The following is a 14,437-nucleotide window of genomic DNA, read 5'->3' on the forward strand; positions in this document are numbered from 1 at the left end:
CCGTCCCGCGGGCCGGCCACGCCGCACCACCCGGCCCACCCCCGGCCGGTCCGTCCGCACCCGGCCCACCCCGGCCGGGCCGTCCGCACCCGGCCCACCCCGGCCGGGCCGTCCGCACCGCCGGCCACCGCAGCGGCCGGGCCGGTCCTCCCGCGCCACCGACCCGCCTCCTGCGGGCCGGCGACCCCGCCCACGCCCGGGCGGTCCCCCCACCACAGGTCCCTGGAGGCCACCGTGAAACTCCGCTCCCCACGCGTGGCGACATTCGCCGTCGCGCTCGCCGCCGCCCTGGTCGCGGCCACCGTCGTGGCCCCACCGGCCGCGTCCGCCGCCACCGCCGCCTTCGTCCGCACCTCCAGCTGGGGCAGCGGGTACGAGGCGAAGTTCACCGTCACCAACGACAGCTCGGCCAGCATCAGCTCCTGGAACGTGCAGTTCGACCTGCCCGCCGGTAGCTCGCTCGGCACCTTCTGGGACGCCCGGCTGACCACCTCCGGCCAGCACGTCACCGCGGTGAACCAGTCCTGGAACGGCACCCTCGCCCCCGGTGCCAGCACCTCGTTCGGTTTCGTGGTCAGCGGTAACGGCGACCCGACCAACTGCACGGTCAACGGCGGCTCCTGCACCGGCGGAGGCGGCGGCAACCCGTCCGCCCCGGCCACCCCCGGCGGCCTGCGGGTCACCGGCACCACCGCCTCCTCGATCGCGCTGGCGTGGAACGCCGTCGGCGGCACGGTCACCGGCTACCGGGTGTACGAGGGCTCGACCGTCCGGGCCACCCTCACCGGCACCTCGACCACGGTCAGCGGGCTGGCCGCCTGCTCCGCACACAGCTACACGGTGGCCGCGTACAACTCCGCAGGCGAGTCGGCGAAGTCCGCGCCGGTCTCCGCCACCACCACCGGCTGCACCGGCGGCACCGCCCCGATGGCCGCCGCGCCCTACCTCTACCCGGGCTGGGGCGACCCGCCCGCGCCGTCGACGGTGATGGGGGCGACCGGGATCAAGTGGTTCACCATCGCGTTCGTCCTCTCCGGCGGAGGCTGCACCCCGGCCTGGGACGGCAGCGGCCCGCTCACCGGCGGCGCGCACGCCAACACCATCGCCGCGATCAAGGCCGCCGGCGGTGACGTGATCCCGTCCTTCGGCGGGTGGAGCGGCAACAAGCTCGGCCCGAACTGCTCCTCCGCCGCCGCGCTGGCCGGCGCGTACCAGCAGGTGATCAACGCGTACGGGCTGAAGGCGATCGACATCGACATCGAGAACAGCGACGAGTTCGAGAACGCGGTGGTGCAGGACCGGATCCTCGGCGCGCTGAAGATCGTCAAGCAGAACAACCCGGGGATCAAGACGATCGTCACGTTCGGCACCTCGACCACCGGGCCGAACTACTGGGGCACCCGGCTGATCAACCAGGCCGCCGCGCTCGGCGCGAACATCGACACCTTCACCATCATGCCGTTCGACTTCGGCGGCGGCGCGAACATGTACCAGAACACGGTCAACGCGGCGGAGGGCCTGAAGAACGCGTTGAAGACCGCCTTCGGCTGGTCGGACGCCACCGCGTACGCGCACATGGGCCTCTCCGGCATGAACGGCCTCTCCGACCAGCAGGAGCTGACCTCCCCGGCCACCTGGACGCAGATCCGGGACTGGGCCAAGGCCCGCGGCCTGTCCCGCTTCACCTTCTGGTCGGTCAACCGGGACCGCCCCTGCCCGGGCGGGGGTGTGGTCTCCAACTGCTCCGGCATCGCCCAGAACACCTGGGAGTTCACCTCGATCACCGCGAGGTACTGAGCGACGGCGTCGCGGTCAGCGACCGGCGGTCACCGACTGCCGGTCGCGCCGCGCCCGCCGCTTGCGGACCTTCTTCACCACCCAACTCGCGATCATCACGGCGAAGACGGCGAAGATCGCGTAGTTGAACCAGCTGCTGTACCGGTCGACGTCCTCCCAGCGCGACCCGAGCGCGTAGCCCAGCCCCACGATCAGGGTGTTCCACACCCCGCTGCCCAGCGTGGTCAACAGGACGAACTCACCCAGCGGCATCCGGTTCGCCCCGGCGGGGACCGACACCAGGCTGCGGACCACCGGCACCACCCGGCCGATCAGCACCGCCCACCGGCCGTACCGTTCGAACCAGCGGTCGGCCTTCTCCAGATCGTCTCGGTCCACCAGCGGGATGTGGTCCAGCCAGCGCTTGAGCCGTTCCTCGCCGAGCGCCGCGCCGAGCCAGTAGAGCACCAGCGCGCCGAGCAGCGAGCCCGCCGTCGCGGCGAGCACGATCACCACCAGGTGGAAACGGCCCTCACTGGCGAGGTAGCCGGCCATCGCCAGCACGACCTCGCTGGGGATCGGCGGGATGATGCTCTCCAGGGCCACCAGCAGCGCGACCCCGACCGCGCCCAGCGAGTCGATGACGCTCGCCACCCACCCGGTCAGCCCGGTGAACTGGTTCGGGTCGACGTTCTGGGCGAGAGCCATGGGCGTCCTTCCGAAAGCTGCCGGGATCGGACAGTGGTACCCGCGCATCCGACCCCCACACCTGCCGGTGACCCTGACCACCCGCTCAGGCCCGGTGGGCGGGTCAGGTCGAGGGGTGCAGGTCGCGGTCGGCCGGGCCCTGCCGCCAGCCGGTGAACCGGACGGTCAGCCCGGACCGGGTCGGCGAGCAGCAGAACGGACCGGCGGACGCCGCCGCCTCCGGGGCGAGCGGGGCGAGCCGGACCAGCCGCCAGGGTTCGTCGGCCACCCGGGCCCGGACGGTGAGCGCGTCCCCGTCCCGGCTGATCCGGACGGTGACCTCCCGCCCGGCCCAGTCCGGCACCGGCGCCACCGACCAGTCGGAGACCTCCCGGGTGACCACCGCGCCGAGCTGCGGCTCGCCGTCGCTGACCTCCACCCCGGCCTTGACCCAGTTCCGCTCGTCCACCCGGACCAGCACCCCGGCCTGGTCGAACTGCTCGCCGTAGTCCAGCCGGAAGCTCACCTCGACGGCGCTGCCGCCGGGCAGCGGGGCGAGCAGGGCGGGCCCGTCGTCGTGCACGAACCCGTAGCTGGTGTGCCGCCAGAAGTCGCTCTCCGCGCCCGGCTCCACCAGCAGGTCACCCGCGTCGGTCCGCTCGACCCGCACCGGCTCGCGCAGCCAGCGACCGTCGGTCCAGTCGACGTCCCGCAGCGTCTCGTCCTCGCCCATGCCGGCACCGTACCCGTCGGGGCAACGCCGATCGGACCGCTGGCGGCCGCAGTCTCGCGTTTGCCGGGACGGCCGATCGGAGACATAAGTTCGGCATGGGTGACAGGTGGTACTCCGAGGCCGTCGTCTACTGCCTCGACATCGACACGTACGCGGACTCCGACGGCGACGGGGTCGGTGACATTCGAGGGCTGATCGGCCGGCTGGACTACCTGGCCCGGCTCGGGGTGACCTGCCTGTGGCTGCACCCGATCCACCCCTCGCCGAACCGGGATGACGGCTACGACGCCACCGACTTCTACAACGTGGACCCGCGCTTCGGCACCCTGGGCGACTTCGCGGAGCTGCTGCACCAGGCGCAGAACCGGGGCATCCGGGTGATCATCGACCTGGTGGTCAACCACACCTCGGACGAGCACCCCTGGTTCCAGTCCGCCCGCTCCTCGCCCGACTCGCCGTACCGGGACTGGTACGTCTGGTCCGACACCGAGCCGGACGACCGGCACCAGGGCATGGTCTTCCCCGGCGAGCAGAACGAGACGTGGAGCTACGACCGCACCGCGAAGGCGTGGTACTACCACCGGTTCTACAAGTTCCAGCCGGACCTCAACTTCGCCAACCCGGAGGTCCGCGCGGAGATCAAGAAGGTGATGTCGTTCTGGCTCCAGCTCGGCGTCTCCGGTTTCCGGATGGACGCGGTGCCGTTCATCATCGAGCTGACCGAGCCGGGCAACCCCAACTCGCCCAAGGACTTCGAGTTCCTCACCGAGATGCGCCAGCACGTGCAGTGGCGGCGCGGCGACGCGGTCCTGCTGGCCGAGGCGAACGTCGAGCCGGACCAGCTGCCCACGTTCTTCGGCGACGCCGGCGGCTCCGGCAACCGGATCCACATGCTCTTCGACTTCATGCTCAACGGCCGGCTCATGCTGGCCCTGGCCCGGCAGGACCCGGAGCCGGTGATCGAGGCGCTGCGGGACACCCCGGCGCTGCCCGCCGGCGGCCAGTGGGCCACCTTCCTGCGCAACCACGACGAGATCGACCTCTCCCGGCTCACCGCCGAGCAGCGCAACCAGGTGTACGCCGAGTTCGGCCCGGACGAGGACATGCGGATCTACGACCGGGGCATCCGGCGCCGGCTGGCCCCGATGCTCGGCAACGACCGCCGCCGCATCGAGCTTGCGTACGCCCTGCAGTTCTCGTTGCGCGGCACGCCGGTGCTGCGCTACGGCGAGGAGATCGGCATGGGCGAGGACCTGTCGCTGCCCGGCCGGGAGGCCATCCGCACCCCGATGCAGTGGTCGTACAAGCCGAACGCCGGGTTCTCCACCGCCGACCCGGACAAGCTGGTCCGACCGGTGATCGACAAGGGTGAGTTCAGCTACGAGAAGGTCAACGTGACGGCCCAGCGCCGTGACCCGAAGTCGCTGCTGGCCTGGTTCGAGCGGATGATCCGTACGCTGCGCGAGGCCCCCGAGATCGGCTCGGGTGCGACGACGCACATCGACGTGCCGATGCCGGCCGGGGTGCTGGCGCACCGCGCCGACGGGCCGACCGGGACGATGGTCTTCCTGCACAACCTGGGCGCCGAGGACGTCGAGGTCGACCTGAGCGTGCTCGCTCCCGAGGCGGACCTGCCGACGGACGTCCTCGCCGACCGGGGGTACGGCGAGGTGGGCAAGCTGGACAACCTCAAGCTGGCCGGCTACGGCTACCGCTGGATCCGGCTCTGCCGGGGCGAAGCGGTCTGACCCTTCCGCCCGACCTCCGGCCGGGCCCGGCGGTGTCCGATGTGCTCGCAGAGCTGGCCCGCGTCCGGGGGCCCGGACCGCCGCTGCGGGCCGGTCCGGGTGGGCGTACCCCTGGGTTAAGCTCCTTCGATCGACCCACAAGTTACCGGGAGGTAATCATGTCGGAGGAGCCCCGCGTCGCCATCGTGACCGGAGCCGCGCGCGGCATCGGCGCGGCCACCGCCCGACGGCTGGCCGCCGACGGCATGGCCGTCGCGGTGGTCGACATCGACGAGTCGGCGACGAAGGAGACCGTGGACGCGATCGCCGCCGACGGCGGCCGGGCGCTCGGGGTCGGCGCCGACGTGTCCGACCGGGCTCAGGTCGAGGCGGCCGTCGAGCGGATCGCCGCCGAGCTGGGCGGGCCGACCGTGCTGGTCAACAACGCCGGCGTGCTCCGCGACAACCTGCTGTTCAAGATGACCGACGCCGACTGGGACACGGTGCTGGGCGTGCACCTGCGGGGCGCGTTCCTGTTCAGCCAGGCCGCCCAGAAGCACATGGTCGACCGGAAGTGGGGCCGGATCGTCAACCTCTCCAGCACCTCGGCGCTGGGCAACCGGGGCCAGGCGAACTACTCGGCCGCCAAGGCCGGCCTCCAGGGCTTCACCAAGACGCTCGCCATCGAGCTGGGCCCGTTCGGCGTGACGGTCAACGCGGTCGCGCCGGGCTTCATCGTCACCGACATGACCGCCGCGACCGCCGCCCGGATGAAGGTCGACTTCGAGGCGTTGCAGCAGCACGCCGCCGCGGAGATCCCGGTCCGCCGCTGCGGCCGCCCGGAGGACGTCGCCCACACCATCTCGTTCCTCGCCAGCGAGGGCGCGTCCTTCGTCTCCGGCCAGGTCATCTACGTAGCCGGCGGCCCCAAGGACTGACCCCGCCCCGCCCCGCACCGCGAACTGGCCACTCTTTCCGAGAAGGAGTGGCCAGTTCGGCTTTCGAGGCCACTCTTTTCCCGAAAGTGCGGCCGCCGGCGGGGTCGCGCGGGTCAGGTGGGGGTGTGGCGGGTGCGGTAGAGCCAGAGGAGACCGAGGACGGGCAGGACGAGCGGGATGTAGCCGTAGCCGCTGCCGAATCCGGACCAGACCGTCTCGTCCGGGAAGAGTTCCTTGTTGACCAGGCTCAGCAGGCCCACCCCGACGACCCCGATCAGCTCCACCGAGCAGCAGGCGAGCGCGACCCGGCGGCCGGCGTGACCGGCGCGGGCCAGCCCGACGGCGGCGACGATGTAGATCACCGCGGCCAGCGCGGAGAGCAGGTACGCCACCGGCGCCTCGTCGAACTTCGTGGCGATCTGGAGCCCGGCCCGCGAGGTCGCGGCGATCGCGAAGAGCAGGTAGACCGCGATCAGTAGCCGACCCGGACCCTTGTTCGTGGCCGGCGTGGAGGTGCGGGTCTCAACCACCGAGGATCTCCCAGGTCTGCTGGAGCCGGACCACGACCACCGGGGTGACCAGGCAGATCGCGCAGACGATCGCCGAGCCCCAGCGGGTCGGCTCCATCCTGGCCAGCACCCAGGCCAGCGGCGGCAGGCAGACCAGCGTCACCAGGTAGCCGAAGAAGGCGCCGGGCTCGCCCGGCCGCTCGCCGCCGCCGAGCGCGACCAGCGCCGCCACCGCCAGCGCGAGCAGCGCCACCTCCAGCACCGCCAAGCCGACGAACTGGAGCCGGTCCGGCGCGCGGTGGCGCAGCGTCGCCACCAGGCTCCAGAGCGCGAGTACGAGCGACAGCACGATCGTTGCCGTCGCGAGGATCCCGTCCACCGGCGAGCCGGCTGAGGCTGCGCTGGTCATCGCGGGCACACCGTCCCAGTCTCGGTCACCGGCACAGCCTACTAACCGGCGTAGTAATCGCCCTCGCCCCGGTCACTCGGCCAGGTCGGCCGGACGTGCCCGGCCGGGGACGACTAGGTTGGATCACGCCACGGCACCGCCGTGGCGGACGACGACACCGGGGGTACTCGTGCTGCGGTTCGGCTTGTTTGGCACCGGTCACTGGGCGGCGGAGACGCACGCCGCCGCGATCGACGCGCACCCGCGCGCCGAACTGGTCGGGGTCTGGGGACGCAACCCGGAGCGGGCCGCCGAGCTGGCCGACCGGCACGGCGTACCGGCGTTCGGCGACGTCGCCGCACTGCTGGACGAGTGCGACGCGGTCGCCGTGGCGCTCCCGCCCGACATCCAGGCGGACCTCGCCGTACGCGCCGCCATCGCGGGCCGGCACCTGCTGCTGGACAAGCCGCTGGCGCTCACCCTCGCCGACGCCGACCGGGTGGTCGCCGCCGCCCAGCAGTCCGGGGTGGCCTCGGTGGTCTTCTTCACCCAGCGTTACCACCCGAACGTCACCGCCTTCCTCGCCTCCACCGCCGCGGCCAGCGGCTGGCAGCACGCGCGGGCGACCATGTTCGCCTCGATCTACCAGCCCGGCAGCCCGTACGGCGAGTCGCAGTGGCGGATCGAGCACGGCGCACTCTGGGACATCGGCCCGCACGCGCTGTCGATCATCCTGCCGGTGCTCGGCCGGGTCACCCGGGTGGCGGCGATGAACGGCCCGAGCGGCCTGGTGCACCTGCTGCTCACCCACGTCGGCGGTGCCACCAGCGCGATCTCGCTCACCCTGGACGCGCCCCGTGAGGCGACGACCCGCGACTTCGTCTTCTTCGGCGAGAACGGCACCGAGACGGTGCCGCCGGGCGACGGCGACGCCATCACCGCCTTCGGCACGGCGATCGACCAGCTCCTCGAGGAGATCGACGCCGGCACCCGGGACCACCGCTGCGACGTGCGCTTCGGTCGCGAGGTGGTGGAGATCCTGTCCGCCGCCGAGGTCGCCCGCGCCGAGGGCCGCACCGTCGACATCTGAGCCCCTCCGGGGTCCGGCCGGTCCGTGACCCCGGCCAGCGGGTGCCCGGCCGGGCGTGTCGCCCGTCCCAGGGCATATGAGTGTTGAGCGATATACCTCTGAGGCATAAATATGCCTCAGAGGTATATCGCTCAATGTGGGGAGTGGGGGGCGGACGCTACCCTCGTAGCCCGGAGCCCGGAGCCGGGCGAGCCGCCTACAGCCCTCGGCCCGCAGCCGGCGATCTCGGTGGCGACTCTCCGAGTCGAACAGCCAGGTGGCCGGCGGATGGCGACGACCCGGACGGTTCCGGAAACCCGTCGCGGGGCGAGCGGCCCGCCGCTAGCCTGGCCGACATGTTCACGCATGCCCTGATCGACGTGGCCGCCGCGCCGGCCGTGCGGGGCCTCCACCTGGTTGCCCGCCCGCGAGTCCGGCGCCCGGCCCTGGCCGGCCGGGACGCCCACCGCCGCGCCTGACCTGACCTCCGCACCGTCGCCGACCGGTCCACCGACCGGGGCCGGTGCGTCGCGTCGCACCCGGCGCCGCCACGCCGCTGACCGCTGACACCTCGCGGTCGGCGGGCGCACGTCCGCGTCCCCGCCGAATCTCCAGGGTCGTCCGAGTCCCGATCCGCTCGGACAGGCCCGCCGTGCGCGCTGCCTGTCCGTACCCGTCGCCGACCGGCGACAGACAGGACGATCCCCGTGGCGCCCCGCCGATCCCGCACCACCGCACGCGACCGGTCCCGTCGCGTGCTGTCCCAGAACTTCCTGACCGACCCGGCCGCCGTCGCGCGGCTGGTCCGGGCCGCCCGGCCCGGCCCCGACGACCTGCTGCTGGAGGTCGGCGCGGGACGGGGTCAGCTCACCCGTCCCCTCGCCGCCCGCTGCGCGCGGCTGGTCGCGTACGAGGTGGACCCGGCCGCCGCCGGCGACCTGGCCGCCCTCGCCGCCCAACTGCCCCAGGTCAGCCACCGGCAGGAGGACTTCCTCGCCGCGCCGCCGCCGGACGAGCCGTTCTCCGTGGTCGGCAACATCCCCTGGTCGCTGACGGCCGCGGTGGTCCGCTGGTGCCTGGCCGCGCCCGGGTTGCGGGCCGCGACGCTGCTCACCCAGCTGGAGTACGCCCGCAAGCGCACCGGCGACCACGGCCGGTGGAGCAGGCTGACCGTGCTCACCTGGCCGGAACACCACTGGCGGCTGGCCGGGCGGGTGCCGCGTGCCGCGTTCCGGCCGGTGCCCGGCGTCGACGGCGGGATCCTGCGGGTCGAGCGCCGTCCCGAGCCGCTGCTGCCCCCGGCGGCGCTGCCGGCGTACCGGAGGATGGTGGAGCTCGGGTTCGGCGGCGTCGGCGGCTCGCTCGCCGCCTCGCTGCGCACGGCGCACCCGCGCGGCCGGGTGGACGGCGCGCTACGGGCCGCCCGGCTCGACCCGGCCACGCCGGTCGGGCTGGTCTGGCCGGAGCAGTGGCTGGTCCTGTTCCGCCTGCTGCACGCCCGCGACCCGCGCGATCGGCACCCACGGGCTCGCCTGCCGTGAGCCAGGCATGCTCAGGCGAGCGTGGCCAGCGCCTCGTGCAGCTCGGCGGGGTCGTTGAACTGTTCGGCGGGCAACGCCCGCAACATCTGCAACAGCTCGGTGCTGGCCCCGTTCTCCTGACCCCAGCGGACCAGGTCCTCGCGCGAGACCGGGTAGTCGAGCCCGGCCAGGTAGTCCTGCAACTGCGCCCCGGTGACGGTCATGCCGCCCGGCTACCCGTCCTGCGCGCCGGCACACCGCAATCGGCGGAAGTGACCGGTTCCAGGGGTGGGACCGGGACGGCCATCGACGCCCACGGCCACGGTCTGAGTTTGGTCGCCGACCCGCCGGGTAGCCGCGCACATGCTGGTTCAGCGGCTCGGCGCGCCGAGCGACTTCGATCCGTTGCTGGCGCGTGTCGGGGACGCCCGGGTGGTGATGATCGGCGAGGCGACGCACGGCAGCTACGACTACTACCGGCTGCGCGAGCAGTTCACCCGCCGGCTCATCGCCGAGCACGGCTTCTCCTTCGTGGCGGTGGAGGGCGACTGGCCGGACTGCGACCGGGTGAACCGGTCGGTGACCGGCGCGCCCGGCGGCGCGGCCGACCCGCGGCTCGCGCTGGAATGCTTCGAACGCTGGCCCACCTGGATGTGGGCGAACGCCGAGGTGAACCGGTTCTGCCGCTGGTTGCGGGCCTGGAACATGGAACGCCCGGCGGGGGAGCGGGCCGGCTTCCACGGCTTGGACGTCTACAGCCTGTGGGAGTCCATGCAGGCCATCTTCGACTACCTCGGCGAGGAGGACCCGCAGTCGCTGGAGGCGGCGCAGGAGGCCTACCGCTGCTTCGAGCCGTACGGCAAGCAGGTCGAGGAGTACGGCGCGGCCAGCCGGTTCGTCTCCGCGCGCTGCGAGGAGGAGGTGGTACGCCTGCTGGCGCGTACCCGGGCACACGCCGCTTCGGACGGCCCGGACGCCTTCGCGGCCTGGCAGAACGCGGAGGTGGTGGCCGGCGCGGAGCGCTACTACCGGGCGATGGTGCGCGGCGGCCCGGAGTCGTGGAACGTGCGGGACATCCACATGACGGACACCCTGGACCGCCTGTTGGAGCACTACGGCCCGGAGTCGCGGGGGATCGTCTGGGCGCACAACACGCACGTGGGAGACGCCCGGGCCACCGACATGGCCGCCGACGGGATGGTGAACATCGGCCAGTTGGGCCGGGAACGGCTGGGCCGCGACGGGGTCGTGCTGGTTGGCTTCGGCAGCTACCGGGGGACGGTCGTCGCCGCGCCGCGCTGGGGTTCGCCGGCCGAGGCGATGGTGGTGCCGCCGGCCCGGGAGGGTTCGGTGGAGCGGCGGCTGCACGAGCTGATGCCGGAGCGGGCGGTGCTGGTCTTCGGCGGTGCGGACGAGCCGGAGTGGATCACCGGCACCGTCGACCACCGGGCGATCGGGGTGGTCTACGACCCGACCTTCGAGTCCTGGGGCAACTACGTGCCGACCCGGCTGGCCGAGCGGTACGACGGGTTCATCTGGTGCGACGAGACCACCGCGCTGCATCCGTTGCCCGCGCTGAGCGCGCTGGGGGAGATGGAGACCTACCCGGCCGGCGTGTAGGCCGGCCGGGCAGGCCCCGTCCGTCAGGCGTCGACCGGCTCCCGGTCGAGGTGGGCGCGCAGCCCCTCACCCTCGATGTCCACGTTGGGCAGTGCCCGGTTCAGCCAGCGGGGCAGCCACCAGGCCGTCCGGTCGAGCAGCGACATCACCGCCGGCACGATGGTCATCCGCACCACGAAGGCGTCGATGGCGACGCCGATCGCGAGCGCGAAGCCCATCGACTTGATCACCGGGTCGTCGAGGAAGACGAAGCCGCCGAAGACCGAGATCATGATCAGCGCGGCGGCGGTGACCACCCGGGCGCCGTGGCCCATCCCGTTGATGGTGGCCTGGCGCGGGGTGTCGCCGTGCACGAAGTCCTCCCGCATCCGGGAGACCAGGAAGACCTCGTAGTCCATGGCGAGTCCGAACAGGATGCCGATCAGCAGGATCGGCAGGAAGCTGATCAGCGGGCCCGGGGTGTCCAGCCCGACCAGGTCGGCCAGGTGCCCCTGCTGGAACACCGCGACGGTGATGCCGAAGGTGGCGGCCACGGTGAGCAGGAAGCCCAGCGCCGCCTTGACCGGCACCAGGATCGAGCGGAACACCAGCATCAGCAGCAGGATCGACAGCCCGACGACGAGCAGCAGGTAGACCGGCAGCGCGTCGGAGAGCTTCTCGGAGACGTCGATGCCGATCGCGGTGACGCCGGTGAGCAGCACCTCGGCGTTGCCGATCGAGCCGACGCCGGCGCGGATGTCGTGGACCAGCGTCTCGGTGGCCGCGTCGGTCGGCCCGGTCTTGGGGATGACGCCGAGCAGCGCCGTCCGGCCGGAGGGGTCGACCTGCGGCGGGGCCACGGCCAGCACGCCCTCGGTGCGCTGGATCAGCGCGGTGACCTGCGGTACGGCGGCCGCGGTGTCCTGCGGGGAGTCCGAGGTGACCACCACGGCGAGCCGGCCGGTGAAGCCGGGCCCGAAGCCCTCGCGGATGACGTCGCTGCTGACCCGGGCCGCGCTGCCCTCGGGCGCGGTGGCCGCGTCCGGCAGGGCCAGCCGCATGTCCTGCGCCGGCAGCGCGAGCAGCCCGAGGCCGAGCAGCCCGACCAGGATGACCGGGATCCGCAGCTTGGTGACCCAGTGCGCCCAGCGGAAGCCGAAGCCGGAGCGGTCCTCGGCGGGCGGGGTGTCGCCGGCGGCCGGCGCGGCCTCGGCCCGGCGCAGCTTGCGGGGGAGCACCTTGCGACCGGCGAAGCCGAGCAGGGCCGGCTGGAGGGTGATCGCGACGAGCACCGCCACGGTGACGGTGCCGGCGGCGGCCAGACCCATCACGGTGAGGAAGGGGATGTTGACCACGGCCAGGCCGGCGAGCGCGATGACCACGGTGGCGCCGGCGAAGACGACGGCGGAGCCGGCGGTGCCCACCGCCCGGCCGACCGCCTCGTCCGGTTCCAGCCCGTCGAGCAGGTTCTGCCGGTGCCGGGAGGTGATGAAGAGCGAGTAGTCGATGCCGACGGCCAGGCCGAGCATCAGCGCCAGGATCGGTGCGGTGCTGGTCAGCTCGACCACGCCGCTGAGCGCGTACAGGCCGGCCATGCCGACGGCGACGCCGATCAGGGCGTTGAGCATGGTCATCCCGGCGGCGACCAGCGAGCCGAACGTGATGATCAGGACGATCGCGGCGACCAGCACGCCCAGCGCCTCGGTGGAGCCGACCTCGGGCTCGGAGTTGAGCACCTCGCCGCCGGGCGCGACCTGCCAGCCCTGCGCCTCGGCCTGCGCGCCGACCTTCTCGTACGCCTCGCGCTGCTCGTCGGTGACCTCGTCGGCGCCCGTCGCGAACTGCACCTGCACGAGGGCGTACCGGCCGTTGGGGGAGACCGCCTGGACCTGGAACGGGTCGACGGCGCCGACCACGCCGGGCAGCGTCGCGGCCTCCTGCACGACGCCCTTGACCACCGTCTGCCCCTCGGGCGTGGCGAGCTGGCCATCGGCCGGCGCCTTGACCGCGATGGTCCCGGTGGCGCCGCTGGCCGCCGGGAACCGCTCGGCCAGCAGGTCCAGCGCCTGCTGCGACTCGGTCCCGGGCATGGTGAAGTTGCTCGCCGTCGGGCCGCGCAGGGTCGCCGCGGCGAGGCCGAGGCCGACGAGTACGACGAGCCAGACGGCGACGACGAGTCGCCGGTGGCGTAATGAGGCCCGGCCGAGCCGGTACAGCAGGGTCGCCATCAGATCCTTGTCCTCATTCGGGGTTGGGTGGGTCGAGCGGTGGCAGCGCCCGGGTGGCGATCGCCAGCAGGGCGGGGCGCAACTCGTCGTCGGGCACGTCGACGAATTCGGCGCACGCCTCCGGCACCCCGGCCAGCACGACCATCGCCGCGATCCGGCCGCCCGGGCCCTCGCAGTGCCCCGCGAGCGCGTCGAGCAGCCGTTCGGAGATGCGCTGGACGTGGGCGAAGGCGGGTTGCGCCAGCAGTTCGGGGAACTCGCCGCGCAGTAGCGCGATCTCCCGCCGGAAGCGGACCGCGAGGTCCACGAAGCCCTCGGCGGCGGCGCGCTGGGCGGCGGCGCCGTCGAGGGCGGCGATCCGTTCGTCGAGCTGGCGCAGCACCTCGAGCGGCCTGGCCATCAGCTCGGCGAGCAGGGCTTCCTTGCTGGCGAAGTGGTAGAGCACGGCCGCCTTGGAACAGCCCACCTCACGGGCGATGTCCTGCAACGAGGTGCCCTTGTAGCCGGTCGCCGCGAACCGCCGTGCCGCCGCGGCCAGGATCTCGCCGTGGGTCTGCGGGGTCGTCCGTGCCATGCGTTCCAGCATGCCTGACCGATCGGTCAGAGTCTGACCGATCGGTCAGAGGCGTCCGGTGGTGTTCGCCACACCGGTCACTCCCCGGCGTCGTCCACCCCGCCGGTCCAGCCGGCCAGCCACTCGCCGGACCAGGTCAGCGTCCCGGCGCGCAGGTCGGCGGCGAGGCCGCGGACCCACTCCAGCTCGGTGCGCAGCAGTGCCAGCCGGTACTCGTCCTCGACCAGGAAGAGCCGCGGCAGGTCGACCCGGGCCAGGACGGCCTCGCGTTCGCGCAGCCGCGCGGCGAGGGTCTCGGCGCGTCGTTCGAGCTGCCGGGCCGCCTCGGCCGGCGGCAGCAGCGGCAGGAAGGAGAGCGCGGCGGGGAACTCGGGGAACTCGCGCGCCGGGGTGGCCAGCGCCTCGACCAGCCAGCCGTCCAGCGTCCGCCGGCCGGCGTCGGTCAGCTCGTAGACCGTGCGTTCCGGCCGCCGCTCGTCCCGGGCGGTGTGGCTGACCCGCACCAGCTCGTCGCGCCGCAGCCGCTCGATGGCCTGGTAGATGCTGTTGCGCTGCGCGACGTTGACCACGTCCTGCTTCTCCCGCTCCTGGATGAGCTGCTGCATCCGGTACGCGTGCATCGGCTGCTCGACCAGGAGGGCGAGCACCATCATCGCCAGCGGTGAGTGGCGGTGTGCGCGGGCGGCCAT

Annotated in this window: 15 protein-coding genes; 7 read left to right on the plus strand and 8 right to left on the minus strand. The window is 73.0% G+C overall.

Translation table 11 applies throughout. The features are described 5' to 3' along the window. Positions 1-255 precede the first annotated feature (255 nt). On the plus strand, positions 256-1,797 hold the full coding sequence (locus FHX75_RS21925; RefSeq protein WP_246158452.1) for a cellulose binding domain-containing protein: 1,542 nt from the start codon (positions 256-258) through the stop codon (positions 1,795-1,797). A 15-nt stretch (positions 1,798-1,812) separates the two neighbouring features. Here FHX75_RS21925 and FHX75_RS21930 read toward each other — a convergent pair whose 3' ends face one another. Next, positions 1,813-2,484 (minus strand): DedA family protein, encoded by a 672-nt coding sequence (locus FHX75_RS21930; RefSeq protein WP_154942232.1) that lies wholly within the window; start codon positions 2,482-2,484, stop codon positions 1,813-1,815. A 103-nt stretch (positions 2,485-2,587) separates the two neighbouring features. Then, on the minus strand, positions 2,588-3,196 hold the full coding sequence (locus FHX75_RS21935) for a DUF1349 domain-containing protein (RefSeq protein WP_154942233.1): 609 nt from the start codon (positions 3,194-3,196) through the stop codon (positions 2,588-2,590). Between the two features lie 95 nt (positions 3,197-3,291). Here FHX75_RS21935 and FHX75_RS21940 point away from each other — a divergent pair, with 95 nt between their 5' ends. Continuing rightward, entirely contained in the window at positions 3,292-4,944 is a 1,653-nt protein-coding gene (locus FHX75_RS21940) for an alpha-amylase family protein (protein ID WP_154942234.1), read from the plus strand. 158 nt (positions 4,945-5,102) lie between these two features. Beyond that, positions 5,103-5,861 carry a 3-oxoacyl-ACP reductase FabG gene (gene fabG / locus FHX75_RS21945; RefSeq protein ID WP_154942235.1) on the plus strand — a complete coding sequence of 253 codons (759 nt, stop codon included), beginning with the start codon at positions 5,103-5,105 and terminating at the stop codon, positions 5,859-5,861. A gap of 113 nt (positions 5,862-5,974) precedes the next feature. On the opposite strand, the gene FHX75_RS21950 is transcribed toward fabG, so the two are convergent. Next, complete coding sequence (locus FHX75_RS21950) at positions 5,975-6,391, minus strand: hypothetical protein (protein ID WP_154942236.1); 417 nt, start codon at positions 6,389-6,391, stop codon at positions 5,975-5,977. Next, positions 6,384-6,779 carry a hypothetical protein gene (locus tag FHX75_RS21955; protein ID WP_154942237.1) on the minus strand — a complete coding sequence of 132 codons (396 nt, stop codon included), beginning with the start codon at positions 6,777-6,779 and terminating at the stop codon, positions 6,384-6,386. Before FHX75_RS21955 ends, FHX75_RS21950 begins: the two co-directional genes overlap by 8 nt. 169 nt (positions 6,780-6,948) lie before the next feature. On the opposite strand from FHX75_RS21955, the gene FHX75_RS21960 reads away from it, so the two are divergent. The 3 genes from FHX75_RS21960 (at position 6,949) to erm (ending at position 9,368) form a co-directional block, all read left to right on the plus strand. Next, positions 6,949-7,848 carry a Gfo/Idh/MocA family protein gene (locus FHX75_RS21960; protein ID WP_211364570.1) on the plus strand — a complete coding sequence of 300 codons (900 nt, stop codon included), beginning with the start codon at positions 6,949-6,951 and terminating at the stop codon, positions 7,846-7,848. Positions 7,849-8,183: 335 nt separating this feature from the next. Then, positions 8,184-8,306, plus strand: coding sequence for a hypothetical protein (locus tag FHX75_RS32035; RefSeq protein WP_281290829.1), 123 nt, complete (start codon positions 8,184-8,186; stop codon positions 8,304-8,306). Between the two features lie 228 nt (positions 8,307-8,534). Then, positions 8,535-9,368, plus strand: a complete 834-nt coding sequence (gene erm / locus FHX75_RS21965) for an ErmE/ErmH/ErmO/ErmR family 23S rRNA (adenine(2058)-N(6))-methyltransferase (protein ID WP_154942238.1) — start codon at positions 8,535-8,537, stop codon at positions 9,366-9,368. Between the two features lie 11 nt (positions 9,369-9,379). Here erm and FHX75_RS21970 read toward each other — a convergent pair whose 3' ends face one another. Then, entirely contained in the window at positions 9,380-9,571 is a 192-nt protein-coding gene (locus FHX75_RS21970) for a DUF2795 domain-containing protein (RefSeq protein WP_154942239.1), read from the minus strand. Positions 9,572-9,710: 139 nt separating this feature from the next. Between FHX75_RS21970 and FHX75_RS21975 the strand changes: the two genes are divergently transcribed. Further along, a complete protein-coding gene (locus FHX75_RS21975; protein WP_154942240.1) occupies positions 9,711-10,967 on the plus strand; it encodes an erythromycin esterase family protein in 1,257 nt (418 codons plus the stop codon). Between the two features lie 23 nt (positions 10,968-10,990). On the opposite strand, the gene FHX75_RS21980 is transcribed toward FHX75_RS21975, so the two are convergent. The 3 genes from FHX75_RS21980 to FHX75_RS21990 all read right to left on the minus strand — a co-directional run bounded on the left by FHX75_RS21980 (position 10,991) and on the right by FHX75_RS21990 (position 14,437). Further along, positions 10,991-13,174 (minus strand): MMPL family transporter, encoded by a 2,184-nt coding sequence (locus FHX75_RS21980; RefSeq protein ID WP_154942241.1) that lies wholly within the window; start codon positions 13,172-13,174, stop codon positions 10,991-10,993. Positions 13,175-13,187: 13 nt separating this feature from the next. Next, the gene (locus FHX75_RS21985; RefSeq protein ID WP_154942242.1) at positions 13,188-13,748 is read right to left on the minus strand and encodes a TetR/AcrR family transcriptional regulator; all 561 of its coding nucleotides are present in this window, start codon (positions 13,746-13,748) and stop codon (positions 13,188-13,190) included. A 77-nt stretch (positions 13,749-13,825) separates the two neighbouring features. Further along, positions 13,826-14,437 carry a PadR family transcriptional regulator gene (locus FHX75_RS21990; RefSeq protein ID WP_154942243.1) on the minus strand — a complete coding sequence of 204 codons (612 nt, stop codon included), beginning with the start codon at positions 14,435-14,437 and terminating at the stop codon, positions 13,826-13,828.

The sequence above is a fragment of the Micromonospora palomenae genome (assembly GCF_007829925.1).
GTDB classification, from domain to species: Bacteria; Actinomycetota; Actinomycetes; order Mycobacteriales; family Micromonosporaceae; genus Micromonospora; species Micromonospora purpureochromogenes.